The sequence below is a fragment of the Thermomicrobiales bacterium genome (genome assembly GCA_023954495.1).
Taxonomy (GTDB): Bacteria; Chloroflexota; Chloroflexia; order Thermomicrobiales; family CFX8; genus JAMLIA01.
Window position 1 is genome coordinate 25166 of record JAMLIA010000025.1, and the last position, 17097, is coordinate 42262.

At 63.9% G+C, this 17097-nt stretch carries 13 protein-coding genes and 1 pseudogene; 12 read left to right on the top strand and 2 right to left on the bottom strand.

Going from position 1 to position 17097, the window contains the following annotated elements; translation table 11 throughout:
- Nucleotides 1-324: 324 nt before the first annotated feature.
- Both M9890_06970 and M9890_06975 read right to left on the bottom strand, forming a co-directional pair.
- Nucleotides 325-1980, bottom strand: coding sequence for a glycine-rich protein (locus M9890_06970; protein MCO5176697.1), 1656 nt, complete (start codon nt 1978-1980; stop codon nt 325-327).
- Between the two features lie 229 nt (nt 1981-2209).
- Nucleotides 2210-4585, bottom strand: coding sequence for a LuxR C-terminal-related transcriptional regulator (locus tag M9890_06975; GenBank protein ID MCO5176698.1), 2376 nt, complete (start codon nt 4583-4585; stop codon nt 2210-2212).
- Nucleotides 4586-4748: 163 nt separating this feature from the next.
- On the opposite strand from M9890_06975, the gene M9890_06980 reads away from it, so the two are divergent.
- From M9890_06980 to murA, 12 genes and pseudogenes are all read left to right on the top strand, one after another.
- Nucleotides 4749-5462, top strand: a complete 714-nt coding sequence (locus tag M9890_06980; protein ID MCO5176699.1) for a RecX family transcriptional regulator — start codon at nt 4749-4751, stop codon at nt 5460-5462.
- 192 nt (nt 5463-5654) lie between these two features.
- The gene (locus M9890_06985) at nt 5655-6290 is read left to right on the top strand and encodes an MBL fold metallo-hydrolase (GenBank protein MCO5176700.1); all 636 of its coding nucleotides are present in this window, start codon (nt 5655-5657) and stop codon (nt 6288-6290) included.
- A gap of 177 nt (nt 6291-6467) precedes the next feature.
- Nucleotides 6468-8132, top strand: a pseudogene (locus tag M9890_06990) (CTP synthase).
- A 396-nt stretch (nt 8133-8528) separates the two neighbouring features.
- Entirely contained in the window at nt 8529-9470 is a 942-nt protein-coding gene (gene atpB / locus M9890_06995) for a F0F1 ATP synthase subunit A (protein MCO5176701.1), read from the top strand.
- 159 nt (nt 9471-9629) lie between these two features.
- A complete protein-coding gene (gene atpE, locus M9890_07000; protein ID MCO5176702.1) occupies nt 9630-9884 on the top strand; it encodes an ATP synthase F0 subunit C in 255 nt (84 codons plus the stop codon).
- A gap of 180 nt (nt 9885-10064) precedes the next feature.
- Nucleotides 10065-10589, top strand: a complete 525-nt coding sequence (gene atpF, locus M9890_07005; GenBank protein ID MCO5176703.1) for a F0F1 ATP synthase subunit B — start codon at nt 10065-10067, stop codon at nt 10587-10589.
- A gap of 40 nt (nt 10590-10629) precedes the next feature.
- Nucleotides 10630-11163: an ATP synthase F1 subunit delta gene (atpH, locus tag M9890_07010; protein ID MCO5176704.1), complete on the top strand. Its 534-nt coding sequence runs from the start codon at nt 10630-10632 to the stop codon at nt 11161-11163.
- Between the two features lie 78 nt (nt 11164-11241).
- The gene (gene atpA / locus M9890_07015; protein MCO5176705.1) at nt 11242-12774 is read left to right on the top strand and encodes a F0F1 ATP synthase subunit alpha; all 1533 of its coding nucleotides are present in this window, start codon (nt 11242-11244) and stop codon (nt 12772-12774) included.
- A 51-nt stretch (nt 12775-12825) separates the two neighbouring features.
- Nucleotides 12826-13695 carry an ATP synthase F1 subunit gamma gene (atpG, locus tag M9890_07020; GenBank protein ID MCO5176706.1) on the top strand — a complete coding sequence of 290 codons (870 nt, stop codon included), beginning with the start codon at nt 12826-12828 and terminating at the stop codon, nt 13693-13695.
- Between the two features lie 65 nt (nt 13696-13760).
- A complete protein-coding gene (gene atpD / locus M9890_07025; GenBank protein ID MCO5176707.1) occupies nt 13761-15179 on the top strand; it encodes a F0F1 ATP synthase subunit beta in 1419 nt (472 codons plus the stop codon).
- Between the two features lie 83 nt (nt 15180-15262).
- Entirely contained in the window at nt 15263-15724 is a 462-nt protein-coding gene (locus M9890_07030) for a F0F1 ATP synthase subunit epsilon (protein MCO5176708.1), read from the top strand.
- Nucleotides 15725-15774: 50 nt separating this feature from the next.
- Complete coding sequence (gene murA / locus M9890_07035) at nt 15775-17079, top strand: UDP-N-acetylglucosamine 1-carboxyvinyltransferase (protein ID MCO5176709.1); 1305 nt, start codon at nt 15775-15777, stop codon at nt 17077-17079.
- Nucleotides 17080-17097: the final 18 nt, after the last annotated feature.

A 17097-nucleotide genomic window follows, 5' to 3' on the forward strand; every position in this document is an offset into this window, starting at 1 on the left:
CGCCGTGCGCCAATCACGGATCGTCTCATTCCCACCACCTCATACAGCCTAATACTCGTCATAACGTACGAATCGCTCGACCGCGACCGCCGCCGCGTGCGGGCGGTGTCACCGAGTCAGGCATTGCGCTCCGGGGAGTGCAGGCGAAAGTATGAGTGTGTGTATTGCCACGGTCAAGGAATCGTGAAGCGGATTCAGCCGGCAGCGTCATGCAACGCAGATGAGCATACGAGGGAACAGTGCGACGAGAGGCGAGCGCCCCATTCCCGGTTCTCGGAATGGAGCGCTCGCCAGTACCCGAACCGTTTCAGGCGGCGGGGAGTGTCAGCGTCTTGACGGATAGAACAGAGCCGCTGTGTCGATGAGGAATTGAGCCTGCTCGCTAGTCAGGATGCGACCACTGAGCGCCTTGGCCATCGAGGAGTAGAGATTGAGGTGATGCTGTTGCAGCAAGCCGATGTGGCGTCCCTCCGCCCATTCGGCCGATGCCAGGTTGTAGTTCAGCGCGTTGCATATCGTCCGCTGGGTGACGAGCTGACAGGTCAGGTTCGCCAGACTGTCGTAGGAGACACCGACGGTAAAGGCGGTTGAGTCGCTGGCGACGTTTCCGGCCAGGTCAGTCGCGGTGGCTGTGTAACTGTGCGTCCCGAGCCCGAAACTCCAGGCCGGACCGCTGATGTTCTGGCAGGTCGTGTTGGAAATACCGGAAAGACTATCGGTCGCCGTGCAGGTGATGTCGATCTGCTGATCGACGCGGTACGTACCGGCGTTGCCCGAATAGTTGACAGTCGGGTCCGTCAGATCGATGTTGATCGTTGCGTGCTGGTGGTCAACATTTCCGGAGCTATCCAGACCGAGGTAGTCGAAGGCATGAGTGCCCTCGGTCGAAATGGTGATTGGATTGAAGTACTGGGCGCAACGGGTGACACCGTGGTTGGTGCAGTCGATATCGTCGACGCCGTAGAAGAAGTACAGTTGATCACTCGGGGTGCGGTTATCCGTTCCGGAGAGCGTGACCGTGACCGGCTGGTTGCTCCAGGTGCCGGGGACATAGCCATTGCTATATGTTGCTGTGGTCGTTGGTGGAGTTTCATCGCCGGCATTGAATCTGACGACGACCTTGCCGTCGCCCGAGTTCACGCCGGTCTCCATGGGGACTCCGCCTGGGCTATGGCCGCTGCCGCCACCGCCGCCGTACCAGTCACCGTTGCTGCCGATATGGCCGCCCGCGCCGCCACACCAGCCGCCGCCGCCACCACCGCCACTGCCGGAAATCGTGCTTGCGCCGGCGCTGCCGACGCCTGCCTGCCCGCTACCCTGCGAACAATCCTGATTGCCGCCGCGACCGCCGTAGGCGTTTCCGTTATAGACATAGCCGCCACGCTCGCCGACATCCCCGCCGCCAGCGCCGCCGGTTGCGTTGCCCCAGAAGGCTGCCAGGTTCGCAGCGCCGCCACCGCCACCGGCGACGATGACACGGCTGGCGAGATCGGTTCCACCGATGCGGATATCCGAGGCCCCGCCGCCGCCGCCGCCGGGGCAAGGTGGTGAACCTGTGGGCGTGCCGCTGTTGCCACCGCCGTTGAATCCACCAGTGGTGAAGGCTAGCTGGCAGGTGGTCAGATTCGTCTCACCGGCGTTCTGGCCTTTTCCGCCCACCATGATCGTGATTGTGTCGCCGGGCGTCACCAGCAAAGCTGCCTTCGTGTGACCGCCTTTGCCTCCGTAGATGAACGTTCCAATGTTTCCGCCGCTGGCTCCATAGACATCGAATTGCGCGGTTGTCACCCAGTCCGGCACGATCCAGGTCTGCGCGGCACCGGTATACGAATAGGTACATTCAATGTCATTTCCGACGTCTTCGCAGGAGGGCTCCGCCGCTCGTGCGATCTGTGCCGGTAGTGCCGTGAACACCGGCGCGATACCAAGGAGGAGACTGACGACGATCCAGATGACTCGCGTTCCTGTAGATGCCCGCATGGTCGTTGTCGTCCTTCCGTGAGACCGTACTGCTGCATGCTGCCTCATTCGGGCGGCAATGAAGGTGCGCTCGTACAAGAAATCGGGCGCGTCCGCATTTCTGCATGGCGATGTCTGACGTTGCGTACTCCGCATCAATCCTAGAGTGATGTCGCCGAGCGCGCGTCCAGAAACTCTATAAAAAGCAGAAGCTGATGCAGCTCGCCTTTGTACAGAATCTCAATATGCGTTAGTGATGGGCGTCGATCGGAGGTGAGCTATCGGGGACGTCGTTCATGGCCGCCAGCGCATCCGCCACCTGCCAGCGCGAGCGGACGTCGAGCTTGGCGAGGATGCGGTGGACGTGGACGCCGACGGTCGCGGTTGCGATGTGCAGTGCCTCGGCAATCTCGCGGTCGCGAAAGCCGCGGGTGAGCAGCTCGGCGACCTCGCGCTCACGAGGCGTGAGCGTTGACGTTGGCGTATCGCTCACCCGCTTGCTGTTCGCCGTTGCGTCTGGTTGCGCGGTGAATCCCTCGATGACCTGCTCGATGGTCATTGCCTGTCCGTCAGCCCAGGCTTTCTCGAACTGGTCCTTGCCGAGCCGTTCTCGTGCGCTGGCGATCTCCGCCTCGGTTCCGACGGGACCGATCGGCTCGATGACCTCCTGAAGCGTGGCGCCCAGTCCACGAGCGAGGCCGAGGAGCTGCGCGGCGCGGCGCGGCTCTCCCGATGTGTTGGCGACGGCCGCCAGCAGCTGCAGGTCGTAAATGACGAACCAGCGATTGCTGACAGAGTAATGAAGGGAGAGTGCTTCGCACAGGCGCTCATTTGCACCTGACAGATTGCCGGAATCCAGATTGACCATGCCGAGCATCGTCTGCGCAATGGCGATGAAGCGCGTATTGCCCTGCTCGCGATACATCGCCAGGCATTCTTCGAGATACTGGCTGGCTCGATCGAAGTCGCCGCGATCCTTCCAGGTAATGCCGGCTTCGAGGAGCGCGTAGGCGGTCGCGTCCGGATCGCCGATCTCGCGGCTGAGCGTCAGGCTCTGCTCGGCGAGGTCGGATGAGCGGTCCAGCCGTCTGGTAATGCGTGCTTCCATCGCCAGCTCGCTCAGCGCGATGGCGATGCCGCGTCGATCGTCCAGCTCGCGGAAGAGCGCGAGGGCCTGCGTATGGAACTCCTCGGCGCTGGCCAATGCGCGCTGCTGGTGGGCGAGGCGGCCGGCAGCGTGGAGCGCGCGGGCGCGATGTTGCAGCCCAGCGGTGCTGCGGTCTCCGTTGGTCGCCTGCAGCGCAAGCGTCAGCCAGTACTGGCCTTCGGTCAGATGATCGTGCGCCTCCCAGAAGGGGAACAGCGCAACGACGAACTGCTGCAGCGCAGCGGTGGGATCATGGTCCGCGGCCCAGCGCAGCGCCGCGCGCAGATTGTCGGCTTCGCGCTCCAGCCTGGCGAGCCAGTCGCGTTGCTCCGGACCGGACAGGTGCGGCTCGGCTTCGCGGGCGAGGTCGCCGAAGTAGCGCGCGTGCTGCGCCCGGATCGCCTCAGCTTCGGTGCTCGTTGCCAACCGCCAGGCGCTGTACTGCCGCACTGGCTCCAGCATGCGGTACCAGGCCACCGGGCCATCGCGATCGACGATGATCAGCGACTTGTCCACGAGCTGACTCAGGATGTGCAGGACATCGTCGGGTGAGATGGCGGCGTGCCCCGTGTCCGGGTGGGTGCCGCTCGCGATCGCCTCGGCGGCCTGAATGTCGCAGCCGCCGGTGAAGACGGACAGGCGCTGAAAGACAACCTGCTCCGGTGGCGAAAGGAGCGCGTAGCTCCAGTCGAGTGTCGCCTGCAGTGTTTGCTGGCGGTCCTGCGCGGTTCGATTGCCGCCGGTTAGCAGGCGGAGGCCGTCGTCGAGCCGACTGAGGATCTGCTCGACGGTCAGCACCTGGCAGCGCGCAGCCGCCAGCTCAATTGCCATCGGGATGCCGGCCAGTCGCTCGCAAATGGCCGCGATCGTCGTCGCGTTCTGCGGCCCGAGCGCAAAATCCGCCGCCACATCCTGAGCGCGCTCGACAAACAGCTGGACAGCAGGTGAGCGGGCGATGCCCTCCATGTCCGCGACCGTTTCGGTTGGCAGTGGCAACGGCTGTATGCGAACCTGCCGCTCTCCGGCGATGCGGAGCGGCTCACGACTGGTTGCCATGATGCGCAGTGTCGGGCAGGTTGCCAGCAGTTGATCGGACAATCGCGCGCAGGAATCGATCAGGTGCTCGCAGTTGTCGAGGACGAGCAGCGCCGAGCGCGGGCGCAGAAAGCTGGCGAGCGTCTCGAACGCGGAGACATCGCGGGCCGGCAGGATGCCCAGCGCTGCGACCACAAACGTTTCGAGCAGCGCCTCGTCGGTGATGGCGGCCAGCTCGACGAGCCAGATGCCGTCACTAAATTCGGCCGCCAGCGTCCGCGCCGTCGCCAGCGCCAGATGCGTTTTGCCACAGCCTCCCAGACCGGTCAGCGTGATCATGCGCGCGGGATTGGTCAGGATGAAGTCCCGAATTGTGCCCAACTCGGCGGTACGCCCGATCGTCGATGACCGCGACGTTGGCAACCTGTAGGATGACGCGCTCACTCAGTGGCATCCGAACACGTTCGCGCACGAGGGTTTCGACGGGGAACTGCCGCATGTCCCCTGGGAGATGCTCAATTCTAGCAATGCTTTGCCGTTGCCTGATCTCAGTGCCCGATCCGTCTGTAGTAGAATCAGGACATACGTTCTACTCTGGATGGCTGCCATGCGTCGACGCCCGACAAGCCAGCAACGACAAGCGCAAGAGCCCCGCGAGATCCAGCCCGGCACGATCACGCAGGTCACGCCGACTCAACGCGACCCGGAGCGAGTGAGCATCTTTATTGAAGGAACGTTCGCCCTTGCGCTGCCGGCGATCGTCGCGCTGCAGCGCGGTCTGCAACGCGGCGTTGAGCTTGACGACGCGGCCGTCCGTGAGCTGGCCGCGTTAGCCGAGGCGGAGCGCGCCGTCGAGGCGGCGCTCGTCTTCGTTGCCTACCGACCGCGCTCGGAGCGCGAGGTGCGTGACCGGCTGCGGCGTCGCAAGTTCGATCCGGGCGCTATCGACATCGCAATCGAGCGGCTGCGCGGTTGGAACTATCTGGACGACCGCGCCTTCGCCGAATTCTGGGTCGAGAATCGCACCGAGCATTCGCCGCGCGGTCGCCGTGCGCTGGAGGCCGAACTGCGTGCCAAGGGTGTCGATCGCAATGTCACCGGCGACGTGCTGGCCGAAGTCGACCTGGGCGAGGAAGACGCCGCACTCGCCCTCGCGCGCAAGCGCCAACCGCGCCTCGCCGCGCTCGACGAGCCAACCCAGCGCCGCCGCCTCGCCGCCTTCCTCGGTCGTCGCGGCTACGGCTGGGACGTCATCCGCCCTGTGCTGGATCGCTTGTATGGCGAGATGGATGATGACGCAGAAGACGTTGATGTGCCGTGAACGAGACGCTGCGGTACTGAGACGACGCTGCTGCCCGTTGCCCAGACGGCACCGCAGCAGGGGCCCGAACGATCGATCGGAGAGGCACAATAGCCTGTCCGGACAGGGTGTGATATGCTCGTCTAGGCACCCCGAAAACATCGGCATGGCCCACCTGAACACTCGAAATGCGTCCTGGCAAGTTGGGGGACGATGGCTGAGATCAAGTGGTTTGGCCACGCCTGTTTCCGTTTAAAGTCGCGTGATGCGACTATCCTGACCGACCCGGTCCCGCGCTCTTTCGGCTACAAGGTCGAGAAGCAGAAGGTCGACATCGTCACCTTCTCGCACGCGCACCCCGGTCACACGGCGGTCGAGATCGTCTCGAACGAGCCGAAGATCGTCGACGGCCCCGGTGAGTACGAGATGAACGACGTCTTCATCACCGGAATCCGTACCTATCACGATGACAAAAAGGGCGAAGAACGCGGTCGCAACACGGCCTACCTCTTTGAGGTTGAGGATCTTGTTGTGCTGCATCTCGGCGATCTCGGGCATCTGCTCGAAGAGGACGAGGCCGAGAAGTTCAGCGCCGCCGATATCGTGATCGTGCCCGTCGGGGGTGGCCCGGTGCTGGATGCGAAGCAGGCAGTGGAAGTTATTAGCTCGCTGGACGCCAAGATCATCATTCCCATGCAATACCGCATGGCGAATGGTGATGCAGAGCGCGAGCCGCTGGAGCGATTCCTGACCGAGATGGGCGTCACCGAGGCAACCCCGCGCGACAAGCTGGTTGTTCGGGGGAGCGATCTCGGCGAGTCACCCGAGGTGGTCATTCTGAGTCTGTAGCGCCCGGCGGCGCGCCTCTTGCGCGTGGTCTGGCGGATGTACGTCGTGGTAAGGCCCCGCAGTCGCCGAGCTGGCGAGTGCGGGCTCGTGTTTGGTTGTGGGGGTCGAGGAGCTACCAGCGAACGCTGCGCGGTGGGTCGCGGCGTGCTGGGGCGGTCTGGGCGGAGGACCAGAGCAGTGCCCAAGTTCATTTTCGTCACAGGTGGTGTGGTGTCGTCGGTCGGTAAGGGCATCCTCGACTGCATCGATTGGCCGATCAACGTTGAAGGCCCGTGGCCTCAGTGTCGCCATCATGAAGCTCGATCCGTATCTCAACGTCGATCCTGGCACGATGTCGCCGTATCAGCACGGCGAGGGTGTTCGTCACTGAGACGGTGCCGAGACCGATCTGGACCTGGGCCACTACGAGCGCTTACCGATGAGAACGTCTCACGCGGATCGAACATCACGACCGGTCAGGTGTACTCATCTGTCATCGCCAAGGAGCGCCGCGGCGACTACCTCGGTGGGACGATTCAGGTCATTCCGCATATCACCAACGAGATTAAGGACCGCATCCACCGTCTGGCCGACGAGCATCAGCCAGATGTCGTCATCGTTGAGGTCGGCGGGACGGTCGGCGATATCGAGTCGCAGCCGTTCCTTGAGGCGATCCGCCAGATGCGCAAGGACGAGGGCCGCCGCAACGTTCTCTACATTCATGTGACGCTGCTGCCACAGGTCGGCGCGACCGGCGAGACGAAGACGAAGCCGACCCAGCACTCGGTGCGCGAGCTGCGCGCTGCCGGCATCCAGCCGGATGTCATCGTGCTGCGCTCCGATAGTGAGGTGACGCAGGAAGTCGTCGCCAAGGTCGCGCTCTTCTGCGATGTCGACGAGGACGCGGTCATTCCGCTGCAGACAGCTGAGACGATCTACGAAGTACCGCTGCTGCTGGAGGATGCCGGGCTGGGTGGCTACCTGGCGCAGCACTTTTCCTGGCCGGACGAGCCGGATCTGCGCGAGTGGACCGAGCTGGTCGAGCACATCAAGACACCGCGTCGCCGCCTGGAGATCGCGCTGGTCGGCAAGTATGTCGAGCTGCACGATGCCTATATGAGCGTTTCCGAAGCACTCACCCACGCCGGACTGGCGAACGACGTCGCGGTCGACATCACCTGGGTGAACTCGGAGCTCCTGACCGAGGACGAGATGCGTCAGCAGCTGAGCCACGCCTGCGGCATTGTCGTGCCGGGCGGGTTCGGCGCACGCGGTATCGAAGGCAAGGTGCTCGCCGCTCGCTATGCACGCGAGCAGAACGTGCCCTACCTCGGCCTGTGCTACGGCCTGCACATGGCGGCGATTGATGTCGCCCGCAATGTGCTGGGTCTCGCAGATGCGAACTCGACCGAGATCGACCCCGGCACACATAATCCGGTGATAGACCTGATGCCGGACCAGAAGGATGTCGAGATGGGTGGCACGATGCGGCTGGGTACCTGGCCGTGCAAGCTCGTGCCGGGCACACGCGCCGCAGCAGCATATGGCAGCGAGCTGGTGAATGAGCGCCATCGCCATCGCTATGAGATCAACAATGCCTACCGTGATGCCCTCGCTGAGGGTGGCCTGATCGTCTCCGGCGAGTCGCCGGATGGCCGCCTGGCCGAGATCATGGAGCTCATCGATCACCCGTGGTTCGTCGGCGTGCAGTTCCATCCGGAGCTGAAGTCGCGCCCGACTCGACCGCACCCACTCTTTCGTGATTTCATCAGCGCGGCAACGAAGATTCTCCGTGAGGGGGACCAGCGCCCGTTGCCGATTGAGCGCAGCGATTCGCGGGCCGCGCAGGCCATCCACGATTGATGTTTGCGGTTTTGGCGGACGGTAGATTGTGATACACTGCACGGAGTGTGAGGGGCGGGGGCCATAGTGGAAAACCCGCTGGACCCGAAGACTAAAAGAGACTGGCAAGCGATCGGCGCAGCCTCAGGGCTAGGATTCACCGTCGTAGGCAGTCTCTTGCTGTGTATCGTGGGTGGCGTCCTGCTAGATGGTTGGCTTGACACGAAGCCAATCTTCACACTCACCGGGATTGTTCTCGGCCTTGGGGCGGCCGGATACGCACTGTATGAGTTGGCCATGCTCAGTGACCCGAACCGGGGTCGCGTGCGGCTGAAGAAGACAGACTCTCGGTCGCAGGGGGATTCAGGCTCGCGGTCGCGCCGGTGATGCGTGGGGCCGCGCGGAGGGGGACATTGAGTGGAAGTCCACATCTCGGTAAAAGCGGAGTCGCTCTGGTCGTTTGACCTCGGACCGCTCGGTACGCTCAACATCACCAACTCCTTCCTCCAAATGGTCATCGTCATGGCCCTCATCATCATCATCGGTGCGATGATCGCGCGAAAAGCGACGCTGGTTCCGAGTCGTGCCCAGAGCCTCTTCGAGATGGTGACCGAATTCCTGCTCAGCGTGGTTGAAGGCGCAGCCGGCCGTCAGGTCGGACGCCGCATCTTCCCGCTCATCGGCTCGCTGTTCATCTTCATTATTCTGGCGAATTACTCCGGCCTGATTCCGGGCGTTGGCACGATTCAGTGCAAGAGCCTGTGCGGCTGGGAGGAAAGCAGCGAGACGACGGCGATCGTCGCCTCGGCTGGCCATCCCGGTAGCGACGTTGTCGTTTCGTCGGCAACGGATGAGGCCGAGCACGAACCGGCTCCGCCGCTGCTGCGCGCACCGAACGCTGACCTGAACATGACCCTGGCGATGGCGCTGATCGCGTTCGTCTCGGTCCAGGTCGCCGGCATCGCGGCGCACGGCGTCGGGGGTCGCATCAAGCACATGGCCGATCCGCCGTTCATGTTCCCGATCGAAGTCATGTCAGAGCTCTCGCGCATAATCTCGCTCTCGTTCCGACTCTTCGGCAACATCTTTGCCGGCGAGGTGCTCATCGGGATCATGATCGCGATGTCTACCGCAATCCTCGAAAAGACGAAGTGGCTGACGGTCATCATGTTCGGCTTGCCGACCGTGTTCCTGCTTTTCGAGGTTCTCTTTGGCTTCATTCAGGCGCTTATCTTCTCGCTGCTGACACTGGCGTATATCGCGCTGGCGACAGGGGGTGGCGATGAGCATGGGCACGCGCACGAGCCTGGTGAAGAGCCGTATCACGCGTCGGCACCCGCCACAAGCGGGGGAGATTAGTCGGCAGAGAGAGGGCGCTCTCTCCATTACATGTGGGTCTGCGGGCCAACCGGCCCAAGGGGTTATTGGGCGTAGGGGAGCCCCGAGTGGGGTGACTCCAATCGATTGGCAGAGCCGGGTCGGGGGGCTGGCCCTTCCGGCGAGAAGGAGAGCTACAGCATGTTCAGTGGTTTGACCGGACCGGATGGTGTTGACGCCGCGAAGGCAATTGGCGCGGCGCTCGCGATCGGCATTGGTGCAATCGGCCCGGGCATCGGTATTGGTGTCGCCGTTGGCAAGGCCCTCGAGGCGCTGGGTCGCAATCCTGAGGCAGCCGGCGATATCCGCACAACGATGATCATCGGTGCCGGTCTGGCCGAGGCTGTCGCGATTTACGCCTTCGTTATCGCGATCATCATTGCGTTCGTGCTCTAGTACCGAACGTGGCCTGCCGGCGTTCGTCGGCGGCACGTAGGCCGGAGGGGGTGGCTCAGCCTCCCCTCTCCGCCAGAGCGAAACGCTGGCGAGCCGGCGCGCCGCACGACGAATGGGTCGGGCGGTTTGGGGTATCTCCCTCGCGTCGGCAGATCGACGGGATACAGGTCGAGAGGACTCATGGGCGCACTAGGTATTAACGGGGCAAATCTGCTCGTCCAGATCCTGGCCTTCCTCATCTTCGTCTGGCTGTTCTGGAAGTTCGCGCTGGGGCCGATTACCGGCATGCTTGACAAGCGCCAGGAGCGCATTCGCGAGAGCATCGAAGCTGCCCAGCGGATGGAAGAAGAACTCCAGAAGTCCCGCGCCCAGAATGAGGAGATCATGGCGGAAGCGCGCCGCGAGGCGCAGACGCTGATCTCCCGCGCTCGCGAGGTGAGCGATCAGAACATCGCTCGCTCGAAGGAGCAGGCGCAGGTTCAGGCCGACGAGTTGATCGAGAAGGCGCGCGAGGCAATTGCTGCCGAGACGGTGCAGGCGCGTGCTGATCTGCGGCGCGAGGTTGGCGATCTCGCTGTTATGGCGGCTTCGAAGATCGTCCGGGCCAACATCGATCGCGATGCGCAGTCGCGGCTGATCGATGAAGCCCTGGCCGAAGCCGGTGGTACTGGCAGCAATGGTAGCTCGCCGGTGACGGATGACTAGCGAGAGCTGGTTGCACCGGCACCGGAGAGGGGGCTTCTAAATGGCGATTCGTGGAGTAGCCAAGCGGTACGCCCAGGCCGTGTTCGACCTGGCGACCGAGAATGGAACGCAGGAGCAGTGGCTTGCCGACCTGACGACGCTGGCCAATGCGGCGAGCGATCGCGTGGTCGGGGAGTTTCTCACGAGCCCGAACGTTCCAGAACAGGCCAAGCGCGCTGCGATCGATCGACTACTGCCGAACGAGACGCAGCAGTACGCGCGCAACCTGGCCTATCTGCTTGTCCAACGACGCCGGTTTAGCGCCCTTCCGGAGTTGCTCGACGTGTATGGGGATCTCATCCTCGATGCACGGGGGATCGCGATTGCCGACGTCACCACCGCAGTCGAGCTGACCGCGGCGGAGCGCGAGCAGGTGAGGGCGCAGCTCCAGCAGATTGTTGGCAAAGAGATAGAGCTGCGGGCGACAACCGACCCTGACCTGATCGGCGGGTTGATTGCGCGCATTGGCGATCGGCTGATTGACGCGAGCGTCGCGGCACAGTTGCAGCAGATGCGAGCACAACTCGCGCGCTGAGGCGGCGTGAGGCTCGGTTAGCAGAGCAGGACGAAAACGACACCGCGCGGACGGGTCGTGCGGGAGCAGGAGGCCGATATGGCGGTACGCGCCACCGAGATTCGCGACATTATCAAGGATCAGATCCAGTCATTCGAGGCCGGGATGACGGTGACCAACGTTGGCAACGTCGTCGAGGTTGGTGACGGTATCGCGTCCGTCCATGGCCTGAGCGATGTTATGGCCAACGAGCTGGTTGAGTTCACCAAGCAGGGCGTCATCGGTATGGCGTTCAACCTGCAGGAGGATTCGGTCGGCGTCATCATCCTCGGCGAGTACACTGGCATTGAAGAGGGCGACGAAGTTCGCTCGACCGGTCGTATCGCAGAGGTCCCGGTTGGTCCGGCGCTGGTTGGCCGCGTGGTCAACGCGCTCGGCGAGCCGATTGACGGCAAGGGCCCAATCCAGACCGACAAGTTCAGACCGATGGAGCGCATCGCTCCCGGTGTGGTCGCCCGGCAGAACGTCGACACGGCGCTGCAGACCGGTATCAAGGCGATCGACGCCATGATCCCGATCGGTCGGGGTCAGCGTGAGCTGATCATCGGCGACCGCCAGACCGGCAAGACGGCGCTGGCAATCGACACCATCATCAATCAGAAGGACAGCGGCGTCATCTGCATCTACGTCGCTATCGGACAGCGCCAGGGCCAGGTCGCCCAGATTGTGGCGACTCTTGAGCGCTACGGCGCGATGGATCACACGATCGTTGTGGCCGCGTCGGCCTCCGAGCCGGCCCCACTGCAGTACCTGTCGCCCTACTCCGGCACCGCGATGGGCGAGGAGATCATGGAGTCGGGCGGCGACGCCCTGATCGTCTATGACGACCTCTCCAAGCACGCCTGGGCCTATCGCCAGGTATCGCTGCTGATGCGCCGCCCGCCGGGCCGCGAAGCCTACCCGGGCGACGTCTTCTACCTGCACTCGCGCCTCCTGGAGCGCTCGGCGCGCCTGAACGAGGAGCGCGGTGGTGGCTCGCTGACGTCGCTGCCGATCATCGAGACGCAGGCAAACGACGTGTCGGCCTACATCCCGACGAACGTCATCTCGATTACCGACGGCCAGATCTTCCTGGAGTCCGACCTGTTCTACGCTGGCGTTCGCCCGGCGCTGAACGTCGGCATCTCCGTCTCACGCGTCGGTGGCTCGGCGCAGATCCGCGCGATGCGCCAGGTGGCCGGTTCGCTCCGGCTGGAGCTCGCGCAGTTCCGTTCGCTGGCCGCGTTCGCGCAGATGGCCTCGGACCTCGACCCGGCGACGAAGCGCCAGATCGACCGCGGTATGCGGCTGACCGAGGCGCTGAAGCAGCCACAGTACCAGCCGATGCCGGTTGAGGAGCAGGTCGCGCTGATCTGGGCCACAACCAACGGCTTCGTTGACGACGTGCCGGTCGATCGCGTGCGCTCGTGGGAGCGCCAGTATCTGGAATACCTGCGCAACAGCGGTACGGGCATCCTGCCCTCCATCAAGGAGAAGCAGGCGCTGGATGACGATCTGACAGCGCAGCTGCGTTCTGCGGCCGAGGAGTTCGCCAAGACCGTCTCGGCCGACCAGCTTGAAGTGACGATCTAGCGATCGGGCAGGCCGGCCGCGGGTTGCTGGCCGCACACTGAAGGAGACACGATGGCGAGCCCACGAGAGATTCGGCGGCGTATTCGCTCAGTCCGAAACACAGCGCAGATCACCCGCGCGCTGGAGATGGTTTCGGCGGCGAAGATGCGTCGCGCCCAGGAGCGGGTGCGCGCGGCACGGCCGTACGCCGAGCGCCTGCGCACGATCATCGCCGGGCTTGCCGTGGCCGGTGAGTCGGTCGATGTGTCGCAATTCCCGCTGCTTGAGCAGCGCCCGATCAACCGTGTCGGCGTCATCATCGTGACTGCCGACCGCGGTCAGGCCGGCGCGTTCAACACGCACATCATCCGGCACGCGGTTCACTTCCTGCAGGAGTCCGGGCATCCGGCCGATCTCGTGACGGTCGGGCGCAAGGGCCGCGACTTCTTTGCCCGAACCGATCAGAACGTCGTTGCCGAGTTCACACAACTCGGCGACAACCCATCGCTCGATTCGCTGCGCCCGATCATTGGCGTCGCGACCGAAGCGTTCAACAAGGGTGAGCTGGACGCGGTCTATCTCATCTATTCGAAGTTCGTGAACACGTTGACCCAGCGGCCCGAGACGCTGCAATTGCTGCCAATCGAGCCACCCGAGGATATCCCGGCTGATCAGGCCACCGCAGATTTCATCTTTGAGCCGGATCCCCGGACGGTCCTTGAGGCCCTGCTCCCGCGTTACGTTGAGGTGCAGGTCTATCAGGCGATGCTGGAGTCGCTGGCCAGCGAGCACTCGGCACGCATGGTTGCCATGCGTGCGGCAACAGACAACGCACGCGATTTCATCGACGAGCTGACGCTGTCCCTCAACAAGGCCCGTCAGGCGGCGATTACGCGCGAGGTTTCCGAGATCGCGGCGGGTGCCGCGGCACTCGGGTCATAGTGGGACGTTCGAGCGGAGTGCGGATCGGCATCCCGGATTCAATGCAGGCAGGCAGGAGATAACGAGTGGCAACGACAGCCGTACGCGGAGCAACGGGTGAGGTCGTCCAGGTCCAGGGCGCCGTCGTCGACGTTGAGTTTCCGCCAGATCATCTTCCGGAGATCTACAACGCCATCGAGGTTGATATGCCCGGTGGCAACACGCTGACGCTTGAGGCACAGCAGCACCTCGGCAATGACTGGGTCCGCTGCGTGGCGATGTCATCGACCGACGGCCTGCGCCGTGGCTCGAAGGCGGTCGATATCGGCAGCTCGATCCGCGTGCCGGTCGGCCAATCGACGCTGGGTCGCATCTTCAACGTCGTTGGTGAGCCGGTGGACGGCAACCCGGATGTCGACCTTACACTGACCAACAGCATCCATCGCCCGGCCCCGGACTTCGTCGATCAATCGACCTCGGTTGAGCCGTTTGAGACCGGCATGAAGGTCGTCGACCTGATCGCCCCGTTTACCAAGGGTGGCAAGACCGGCGTCTTCGGCGGCGCTGGCGTCGGTAAGACCGTCGTCATCATGGAGCTGATCCGCAACATCGCCGCCGAGCACGGTGGCTATTCGGTCTTCTGCGGCGTCGGCGAGCGCACCCGCGAGGGCACGCAGCTCTATGGCGAGATGCAGGAGTCCGGGGTTATCGACAAGACGGCCATGGTCTTCGGCCAGATGAACGAGCCGCCAGGCGCGCGTCTGCGCGTGGCGCTCTCCGGTCTGACGATGGCGGAGTACTTCCGCGACGAGGGCCGCGACGTCCTGCTTTTCATCGACAACATCTTCCGCTTCGTGCAGGCCGGCTCCGAGGTGTCCTCGCTGCTCGGACGTATGCCGAGCGCCGTGGGTTATCAGCCGACACTGGCAACCGAGATGGGCCAGTTGCAGGAGCGGATTACCTCGACCCGCAAGGGCTCGATTACATCCGTGCAGGCGGTCTACGTTCCGGCCGACGACTACACCGACCCGGCCCCGGCAACGGCCTTCGCTCACCTCGACGCGACCGTCTCGCTTGAGCGCGCGATCGCCGAGCAGGGTCTGTTCCCGGCCGTCGACCCGCTGGCGTCGACCTCGCGAATTCTCGATCCGCTGATCGTCGGTGAAGAGCACTACCGCGTCGCCCGTGAGGTGCAGCGTGTGCTCCAGCGCTACCGCGACCTGCAGGACATCATCGCCATCCTCGGTATCGAGGAACTGAGCGACGAGGACAAGCAGACCGTCGCCCGCGCCCGCCGCATCCAGCGCTTCCTGTCGCAGCCGATGTTCGTGGCTGAGGCGTTCACCGGCCAGTCCGGCAAGTACGTCACCCGCGAAGACACCGTGCGCGGCTTCACCGAGATCCTCGAAGGCCGCCACGACTCCCTGCCGGAGCAGGCGTTCTACATGGTTGGCCCGATTGAGGAAGCGGTCGAGAAGGCCGAGCGCATGGCGGCAGAGGGCTAGATCAAGAGCCAATGAATGAGGGACGGGGCCGGGTGCGAACCGCATCCATCACCTCCGTCCCTCGTCCCTGACGGGGAGGTTGCATGGCAAGGCCGGAAAAGCTGAGCGTTGAGATCGTTACCGGCGAACGCGTCGTCTACGAGGCCGAGGGCGTCGACATGGTCGTCGCACCGGGCGCAGAAGGACAGCTCGGTATTCTGCCGAAGCATGCTCCGCTCTTCTCGCTACTCTCCGCAGGCGAGATGCGCGTCAAGCAGGGCGCGAGCGAGGAATCACTCGTTGTCTTTGGCGGGTTCCTTGAGGTGCTCAATAATCGCGTCATTGTCCTGGCCGACTCGGCAGAGCGTGTAGTTGAGATCGACATGCAGCGCGCCGAGACAGCACGGCAGCGTGCCGAGGCACGGCTGGCCCAGCGTGGTGAGGCGCTTGACTTGTCACGCGCCGAGCAGTCACTGCAGCGGGCGGCGGTTCGCCTTCGTGTTGCCCAGCGTCGCCAGCATGGCCGGGCACGACCCGGGGCGACAAACGTGAGCGACAACCCGTAAACTCAGGGTGGCATGTGCCGCGGACATGATCGACCCAGAGGAGCCTCCACGTGACGCTATCGACCACTCGCGGAACGACTGTTTCCGCTGACGACACCGCCCGCGTAATCGTCACCAACGGAGGCATCCCGCTCAAGGGCCGCATCCGGGTAGGTGGAGCGAAGAATGCTGCGCTGCCGATGATGGCGGCGGCGTTGCTGACCGATGAGCCCTGCGTTCTCGAAAACCTGCCGATCCTCGAAGACATCTTCGTCATGGTCGAGCTCTTGCGCCACCTTGGCGCGGAGGTCGACCTCGACACCGCGAATCACCGTGTCCGTATTCACGCGCGCGAGATTGAGCAGCGCAGCGCGCCGGCTGAGCTCGTCGAGCGCATGCGTGCATCATTCCTCGTCTCCGGCCCGGTGCTCGCGCGCACTGGCGAGATGGAGACGCCGGCCCCGGGTGGCTGCAAGCTCGGCAGCCGACCGGTCGACGTTGATGTGCGTGGCTTCAAGCGCATGGGTGCGAAGGTCTTTGTCGGCGACAACCACTACAAGATGACCGCCCCGCGTCTCGAAGGCGCGGACCTCTACATGGACTATCCTAGTCATACCGGTACCGAAAACCTGCTGATGGCGGCGACGCTGGCACGCGGCGAGACGACGATCACCAACGCGGCATCGGAGCCGGAGATCGTCGCGCTCGGCAACGCGCTGCGCGAGATGGGCGCGAAGATCAGCGGACTTGGCACGCCCTACATCAAGGTCAAGGGCGTCGAGCGCTTGCGCGGATTCCACACGTCGATCCTCCCCGACCGGCTGGAGGCTGGGACCTTCGCGATCGGCGGCGTCGTGACCGGCGGCGAGATCATTCTCGAACGCGTGAACGAGCACGACATGCAGCCGCTGACCTACAAGCTGCGCGAAGCTGGAGCCGAGGTCTGGTGGAGCGACAACTCGATGATGGTCCGTGCCGGACGTGCGCTGGAGTCGCTGGAGATTCAGGCGCTGCCGTTCCCCGGCTTCCCGACTGACCTGCAGGCTGCGTTCGCTGTGTTGCTGACGCAGGCCGAAGGCACCAGCCGGATCAACGAACGTGTCTTCAACGATCGCCTGCGCTACGTCTCTGAACTGCAGAAGATGGGCGCGGACATTGAGCCGGTGAATTCGCAGGAAGCACGCTTTATCGGCCCGTCGCGATTGTGCGGCACCGATGTCCAGGCGCTCGACATCCGCTCCGGTGCCTGCCTCATCCTCGCCGGCCTCGTCGCCGAAGGTGAGACTCGCGTCCACGAAATCCAGCACGTCCGCCGCGGCTACGAAGACATCGTCGGCCGCTTCCAGAAGCTTGGGGCGAGAATTCGGTACGCGTAGACGGCCCTCACCCCCCTG

Excerpts from the sequence above, each read along its gene's own strand:
- M9890_06970 (MCO5176697.1), bottom strand. The coding sequence starts at position 1,980 with ATGCGGGCATCTACAGGAACGCGAGTCATCTGGATCGTCGTCAGTCTC.
- M9890_06980 (MCO5176699.1), top strand. The coding sequence starts at position 4,749 with ATGCGTCGACGCCCGACAAGCCAGCAACGACAAGCGCAAGAGCCCCGC.
- M9890_06985 (MCO5176700.1), top strand. The coding sequence starts at position 5,655 with ATGGCTGAGATCAAGTGGTTTGGCCACGCCTGTTTCCGTTTAAAGTCG.
- atpE (MCO5176702.1), top strand. The coding sequence starts at position 9,630 with ATGTTCAGTGGTTTGACCGGACCGGATGGTGTTGACGCCGCGAAGGCA.
- atpF (MCO5176703.1), top strand. The coding sequence starts at position 10,065 with ATGGGCGCACTAGGTATTAACGGGGCAAATCTGCTCGTCCAGATCCTG.
- atpH (MCO5176704.1), top strand. The coding sequence starts at position 10,630 with ATGGCGATTCGTGGAGTAGCCAAGCGGTACGCCCAGGCCGTGTTCGAC.
- atpA (MCO5176705.1), top strand. The coding sequence starts at position 11,242 with ATGGCGGTACGCGCCACCGAGATTCGCGACATTATCAAGGATCAGATC.
- atpG (MCO5176706.1), top strand. The coding sequence starts at position 12,826 with ATGGCGAGCCCACGAGAGATTCGGCGGCGTATTCGCTCAGTCCGAAAC.
- M9890_07030 (MCO5176708.1), top strand. The coding sequence starts at position 15,263 with ATGGCAAGGCCGGAAAAGCTGAGCGTTGAGATCGTTACCGGCGAACGC.